The sequence below is a fragment of the Pseudomonas sp. GW456-12-10-14-LB2 genome (assembly GCF_002884345.1).
In the GTDB taxonomy this organism is placed as follows: Bacteria; Pseudomonadota; Gammaproteobacteria; order Pseudomonadales; family Pseudomonadaceae; genus Aquipseudomonas; species Aquipseudomonas paraglycinae.
In genome coordinates this window covers 1-2,178 of record NZ_POHV01000084.1, presented here as the reverse complement: position 1 = coordinate 2,178, position 2,178 = coordinate 1, and the positions used below count along the sequence as shown (strand labels likewise).

Genomic DNA, 2,178 nt, shown 5'->3' with positions numbered 1-2,178 from the left:
CCCCCAAGGGGGCGAGGGGGAAAGGGAGCAGATCTGCGTTGTTTTCAATTTTGAGCTCGGCGGAAAGGGAGCCGATCTTCGTTGTTTTCAATATTGAGTTCGACGGAAAGGGAGCAGATCGGGGGCTTTTCAGTTTTTGAGTTCGGCTCGATATTTCAGGTCGGTGTATTTCGAGTAAACAACCCGGTCAGTTCCCTCTCCCTCCGGGAGAGGGTTAGGGTGAGGGGGGCTGCCCCTGACACATCTCACATTTCGAGGTTGATCCACCCCGGCTTCGCCACCTCCGGCGTCACCGCTTTCACGGTCTTACCGGTGGCCATCTCAACCCGCCGCGCCACCTCCGGATCATCCGCAAACGGCGTCAGACTCGCCTCATCCAGGCTCTCGGTCGTCTCATGCCGCAAGCAGTACTCCACCGCCAGCCACAGAAACACCACGCCCAACACATTCAAGAAAACATCGAACATGACCGGCTCCCTTTATCAGGCGATCTGCGCTTCACGATGGGCGAGTGCAACGTCGGCAACGCGCACCGTGCGCCACACGTTATAGGCCATCAGCAACATACCGCTGAGGAAGAACACCCCGCCAGCAAACCGCACGACAAACCCCGGATGGCTGGCCTGCAGCGCTTCAACGAACGAGTACGTCAGCGTGCCGTCCTCGTTGATCGCCCGCCACATCAGGCCCTGAGTAATCCCGTTGACCCACATCGAAGCGATGTACAACACCGTGCCAATGGTCGCCAGCCAGAAGTGCAGGTTGATCAGCGGCGTGCTGTGCATGCGTTCGCGGCCAAAGACCTTGGGCACCATGTGATAGGTCGCGCCGAAGGTGATCATCGCCACCCAGCCGAGGGCGCCGGCGTGTACGTGGCCGATGGTCCAGTCGGTGTAGTGGGAGAGGGCGTTGACGGTCTTGATCGCCATCATCGGGCCTTCGAACGTCGACATGCCGTAGAACGCCAGCGACAGGACGAGGAAGCGCAGGATCGGGTCAGTGCGCAATTTATGCCACGCGCCGGACAGGGTCATCATCCCGTTGATCATGCCGCCCCAGCTCGGCGCCAGCAGGATCAGCGACATCGCCATGCCCAGTGACTGCGCCCAGTCCGGCAGCGCGGTGTAGTGCAAATGGTGCGGGCCGGCCCAGATGTACAGGGTGATCAGCGCCCAGAAGTGCACGATCGACAACCGGTACGAGTACACCGGCCGATTCACTTGCTTGGGCACGAAGTAATACATCATCCCGAGGAACCCGGTGGTCAGGAAGAAACCCACCGCGTTGTGCCCGTACCACCACTGCACCATGGCGTCGGTGGCGCCGGAGTACACCGGATAGGACTTGAACCAGTCCACCGGAATCGACAGGTGATTGACCACGTGCAGCATGGCGATCACCAGGATGAAGGCGCCGAAGAACCAGTTGCCGACGTAGATGTGCTTGGTCTTGCGCTGCACCACGGTCGTGAAGAACACGATGGCATACGCGACCCAGACTACCGCCATCCACACCGCGCCGGAGAATTCGATCTCGGCGTATTCCTTGGTGGTGGTGTAGCCCATCGGCAGTGTGACCAGCATGATCACGATCACCGATTGCCAGCCCCAAAAGGTGAAGGCGGTGAGTTTGTCCGAGTACAGCCGCACCTGGCAGGTCCGCTGCACGGCGTAGTAACTGGCGGCGAATTGCGCGCTGCCGGCGAAGCCAAAAATCACCAGGCTCGTGTGCAAGGGTCGCAAGCGGCCGAAGGTGGTCCACGGCAGGTCCAGATTCATGTCCGGCCATACCAGTTGCGAGGCGATCCATACCCCCATCGCCATGCCCACGACACCCCAGAAAACAGTCGCGATGACGAATTGGCGGACGACCTTGTAGTTATAAGCCTGTCCGATTGTTGCTGTGCTCATGGTCAGTTCATCCACGGTTGCAAAGTCTTGCCAGGCCACCCGGTCTGGCACGAGCTGCACTGTAGAAACCCCACCGGAAACAAAACAGGCTCAGGAATTGTTCATTTATGCGGATCAGATCAAAGCGCTGCCTGCGGCCATCTGCCGCGCCCTGATACGGTTTTTATGCGTTCAGGTGAATCTTTAACGGGCTGCGCTGCAACGTCATAGTGCTTTTACAAAACTGTGGGAGCGAGCCTGCTCGCGATTGCGGTGTGTCAGCCAACAT

Annotated in this window: 2 protein-coding genes; both read right to left on the bottom strand. The window is 59.3% G+C overall.

Features of this window, described 5'->3' with window-relative positions:
- Positions 1-245 precede the first annotated feature (245 nt).
- The gene (locus C1X29_RS28165; RefSeq protein WP_102718950.1) at positions 246-467 is read right to left on the bottom strand and encodes a CcoQ/FixQ family Cbb3-type cytochrome c oxidase assembly chaperone; all 222 of its coding nucleotides are present in this window, start codon (positions 465-467) and stop codon (positions 246-248) included.
- 15 nt (positions 468-482) lie between these two features.
- Positions 483-1,910, bottom strand: coding sequence for a cytochrome-c oxidase, cbb3-type subunit I (gene ccoN / locus C1X29_RS28160; RefSeq protein WP_102718951.1), 1,428 nt, complete (start codon positions 1,908-1,910; stop codon positions 483-485).
- Positions 1,911-2,178: the final 268 nt, after the last annotated feature.

Coding starts and splice junctions, on each gene's coding strand:
- C1X29_RS28165 (WP_102718950.1), bottom strand. CDS start 467: ATGTTCGATGTTTTCTTGAATGTGTTGGGCGTGGTGTTTCTGTGGCTG.
- ccoN (WP_102718951.1), bottom strand. CDS start 1,910: ATGAGCACAGCAACAATCGGACAGGCTTATAACTACAAGGTCGTCCGC.